The organism is Streptomyces sp. SID486, assembly GCF_009865385.1.
Taxonomy (GTDB): domain Bacteria; phylum Actinomycetota; class Actinomycetes; order Streptomycetales; family Streptomycetaceae; genus Streptomyces.
On record NZ_WWJT01000284.1, the window covers coordinates 1 to 3,618 of the forward strand.

Annotated in this window: 6 protein-coding genes; 1 reads left to right on the top strand and 5 read right to left on the bottom strand. The window is 68.9% G+C overall.

Annotation, left to right across the window (positions count from 1 at the left end):
- Nucleotides 1-165 precede the first annotated feature (165 nt).
- On the top strand, nucleotides 166-561 hold the full coding sequence (locus GT045_RS13780; RefSeq protein WP_161334336.1) for a DUF192 domain-containing protein: 396 nt from the start codon (nucleotides 166-168) through the stop codon (nucleotides 559-561).
- Nucleotides 562-619: 58 nt separating this feature from the next.
- Here the strand turns inward: GT045_RS13780 and GT045_RS13785 are convergent, their stop codons facing one another.
- From GT045_RS13785 to GT045_RS13800, 5 genes are all read right to left on the bottom strand, one after another.
- The gene (locus GT045_RS13785; RefSeq protein ID WP_161334337.1) at nucleotides 620-1,231 is read right to left on the bottom strand and encodes an OmpA family protein; all 612 of its coding nucleotides are present in this window, start codon (nucleotides 1,229-1,231) and stop codon (nucleotides 620-622) included.
- Between the two features lie 7 nt (nucleotides 1,232-1,238).
- Nucleotides 1,239-1,820 (bottom strand): hypothetical protein, encoded by a 582-nt coding sequence (locus tag GT045_RS13790; protein WP_161296200.1) that lies wholly within the window; start codon nucleotides 1,818-1,820, stop codon nucleotides 1,239-1,241.
- Between the two features lie 31 nt (nucleotides 1,821-1,851).
- On the bottom strand, nucleotides 1,852-2,502 hold the full coding sequence (locus GT045_RS13795; protein ID WP_202527992.1) for a pilus assembly protein TadG-related protein: 651 nt from the start codon (nucleotides 2,500-2,502) through the stop codon (nucleotides 1,852-1,854).
- Nucleotides 2,499-2,696: a hypothetical protein gene (locus GT045_RS38895; protein WP_237538567.1), complete on the bottom strand. Its 198-nt coding sequence runs from the start codon at nucleotides 2,694-2,696 to the stop codon at nucleotides 2,499-2,501. The genes GT045_RS13795 and GT045_RS38895 overlap by 4 nt, the downstream gene beginning before the upstream one ends.
- 113 nt (nucleotides 2,697-2,809) lie before the next feature.
- Entirely contained in the window at nucleotides 2,810-3,574 is a 765-nt protein-coding gene (locus GT045_RS13800) for a response regulator transcription factor (RefSeq protein WP_161334339.1), read from the bottom strand.
- Between the last annotated feature and the right edge of the window lie 44 nt (nucleotides 3,575-3,618).

Below are 3,618 nucleotides of genomic sequence, written 5' to 3' on the forward strand. Positions count from 1 at the left end.
GGTGGTGGCGGGTGTGGGTGGAGATGGGGGCGGGCGGGTGCGGGCGGAGGCGGGTGGAAGACGGCACCCGGTCCTGCCATAACGCCCTCCCTGGTGGGGAGGACGGGAGGGGACGACGCGTTTCGGGTTCGGCGAGTCGCCGACGGCGGGTGGGGAGGACGGGGCATGGGGCGCTGGCGGGACGGACGGGGACGGCTGATCGTGCGGGCGGCCGACGGGGAGGTGCTCACCGGTGGCGTCCCACTGGAGGTATCCGCCTCCTACCGGGCGCGGACGAGGGGACTCCTGGGCCGGGACTCGGTGGACGGGGCGATGCTGCTGTCACCGGCGAGCGGGGTGCACACGTTCGGGATGCGGATCCCGATCGACGTGGCCTACCTCGACCGGCAGCTGACCGTCATCGCCGTCCGCACGATGCGCCCCGGCCGCCTGGGCCTGCCCCGCCTGCGGGCCCGGCACGTGCTGGAGGCGGAGGCGGGGGCGATGTCGGGGTGGGGGGTTCGAGCGGGGGCGCGGGTGGAGGTGGTGGGGGTGGTGGGAGGACGCACGGAGGCCCGCTGACACGGTGCGGGCGGCACGGCGGTGCGGCCCCGCGGAAGCCGGGGTCTCGCCGGCCGGGTCATCGCTGGGTGCGGGGGAACGTCACCTCGACGCGTCGGTTCTTCCGCCGGCCCTCCTCGGTGGAGTTGTCGGCGATGGGGTACTGCTCGCCGTAGCCGCGGACGTCGAAGGTGATGGACGGTGAGTTCAGGTCCTGGTCGAGTACGGCCTGTACGGCGTTGGCGCGCTGTTTGGAGAGGGTGTCGCCGTGGGCGGAGGAGCCGAGGTCGTCGGTGAAGCCGAAGACGCGGACCTGGGTGGCGTTCTGTTTCCTGATCTCCTCGGCGATGGTGACGATGCGGTCCCTCGCCTCTGCGCCGAGCTTGGCGCTGTCCTTGCCGAACAGCACTTCGGCCTGCAGGGCGAAGGTCACGTCGGCGTTGGTGTCCTCGCGCCGCTCGTCCCCGCTCTGGTCCTCGACGACCGACTTGATGTCCAGCACCTTGGCCTCGGCGAGCGTGGCACCTTCGGGAAGCTTGAGGTCGGGGTCGGTGGGATCGACCTTCACGGGGGCGGTGGCGGTGGGTTCGGTGCCGGGGGGTTGGCTCGGGTCCGTGGCGTCGGCGTGGGCCGGTAGAGCGGAGAGAAGGAGGACGACGGCCACAGTGACGGAAAGGCGGGTGGTGGTCACTTCGGCCTCACCCGGAGATCTTGACAGTGGCGCTGGAGAGGGTGGGAAGTTGGAGACTCACCTCGGTGATGTCCGCGGGCGGTGAGGGGAACTGCATGAAGACCGGCAGCGACTGCCCACCCTTGAGCGTGTTCAGCCCGGTCGTGGTCAGCGGGCGTCCTTCTGTGTCACGCAGCACGTAGTAGCGCTTCTTCCCCTTGGGGTCGACGAGGGTCGCCCCACCGAGAGACGGACCGTTTTTGGTGATCTCGGTTTCGTTGCCGCTGAGGGCGGCCGGAATGAGCAGGTCCTTGGCCCCGTCGTTCTTGAGCATGCCGTTCACCGTGACGAAGCCACCGGAGTCACGTTGCGCAGAGCTGATCTGGAGAAGCAGACCCCCCGTGCCCTTCAGTTCGGCCAGCGGCTGGTCGGACTGCCCCTCCTGGGTGCTCGGGTCCGGCCCCGACGTCCGGGTGACCGACGCTCGGCTGTCCGGCTTCTTGTCGTCACCGTCGCCCCCGCCACAACCGGCCACACCTACGACCAGGCCGGCCGCAACAGCCGACGCGACCACCCTCCTGCGAGCCTTCGCAGTGAACCGAATGCTCATCGCTCCGCTTCCTTCACCATTGATCGTTCGCTCATGAGTCGGTCAGGTGGACGTCGAAAAGGTCTTCGGGCTTCGGGAGCCCTGCTGCGTCGTCCGGCTTCGGATGCCAGACCTTCCCGTCCTTGCAGGTCAGTTCGGGCAGGTCGGCATCCTCGGTGTCCCCGGCATCCTGGGTGTCCGCGGCATCCTCAGTGTCCGCGGCATCCTCGGTGTCCGCGGCCGAGGGCTCGATATCGCAGAGGGCCTCTATCTCGGCGACGGCGGACGCCTTGGACATGTAGTTCTCGCTGCCCGGTACGACAGATCGGCCGACGGACTTGTTGGTCTGCACATCGACCCGGAACTTCAGCAAGTCCGGGGCGAAACACTGGTTCAGGTCGGCGTCGTTCTGCTCTGCCAGTTGGCGCGCCCGTCGGCAGCTGTCGCCGAGCGTCACCTTGCCCTCGAAGATCTCTTGCCATTTCTCTGGGTCGCTCAGAACCTCGATCCACTGCTCCCTGAGCTGGTCCCGTTCGTCCTGGGCTGCCGCGAGCGCTGCCGCGTCGGCCGCCGTCTGGGCACCGCCCCGGTTCACCGCGGCCTGGCCGACGGCGAGGTAGGCCAAAGCAAGAAAGAGCAGACCTGCCACCACCGTGATGTAGATGGGGAAGGCCTGCCCCTCGTCGTGGCGTGCGTGGTTCAGCCGCCGGTGACCTCGCTGATCTTGTTCCTGATCGCATCGAAGATCGTCTGCCCGATACTCGTACCGGTGATCGCCAGGACGATGGCCACGACCACCGCGATGATGCCGAGGTACTCCACCGCGGTCTGTCCCCTGTCGCTCCGAGCGACGCGGGCCTGCAGATACGCGACGGTGGTGTTGAACCATTTGTTCACGGCGTTCCCCTCCAGCTGCGCCTACGGTCCGGGCAACGTACGACCCGAAGCTCTGGGCGCCGAAGGGTCCCTGGGCCCAACTGCGGACCCACGCCCTCCCCTTTGCGCCCACCTCAAGCCACCCCCAGCCACTTGGCCGCCGCCTGGGACCTCGTCGTGGTGTGGAGTTTGGCGAAGATGTGGTTGATGTGGTTCTTGACCGTCTTCTCGCTGATGAAGCAGGCGGCGGCGATCTGCTGGTTGGTCATCCCGGACGCGATGAGGTCCATGATCTCCGCCTCCCTCGTACTCAGCCGGAACCGCGACCGGAACGACTGTCCCATAGATGGTTGCAGTTGCGAAAGAGCGGAGGGCGCTGAATTCGGCCTGAGATCAACGTCGTTGGGAGCGGAGTGTGCAGGTGCATCTTCCCGCAACGACGTCAGTAACGCCCTCGCCGCCCCGGGCGTCACATGCGGCCGGCCCTCCCGTACGTCCCGCACCGCCCGCACCAACTGCTCGGTGGTGAACTCGCCGTGCACCAGGTATCCCCCCGCTCCCAGCCGCAGCGCCTCCCGCACGGTCTCCGTCTCGTGGCTGTAGGTGAGCATCATGACGGGGGCCAGCCGCACCAGGTGGGGCAACGCCGATATTCCATCCACTCCGGGCATGCGGACGTCCAGCAGGACGACGTCCGGCCGGTGCCGGAGCGCCGCCTCGTACGCCTCGCGGCCGTCCCTCGCCTCCGCCACCACCGTGGTGTCGGCGCGGCCCGAGAGCAGTGCCGTGAGACCGGCACGGACCACGGGGTTGTCGTCGGCGACCAGCAGCCTCAACGGAGCCGGGGCCGGCGCCGGCGGGGGGAAGTCCGGCCGGGACGTGCTGTGCGGTGGCCGCATGGTGCCTCCTTACGGATCAGGCCCGGGGGTCGGGGGGTGCGGGG

Coding starts and splice junctions, on each gene's coding strand:
- GT045_RS13780 (WP_161334336.1), top strand. CDS start 166: ATGGGGCGCTGGCGGGACGGACGGGGACGGCTGATCGTGCGGGCGGCC.
- GT045_RS13790 (WP_161296200.1), bottom strand. CDS start 1,820: ATGAGCATTCGGTTCACTGCGAAGGCTCGCAGGAGGGTGGTCGCGTCG.
- GT045_RS13800 (WP_161334339.1), bottom strand. CDS start 3,574: ATGCGGCCACCGCACAGCACGTCCCGGCCGGACTTCCCCCCGCCGGCG.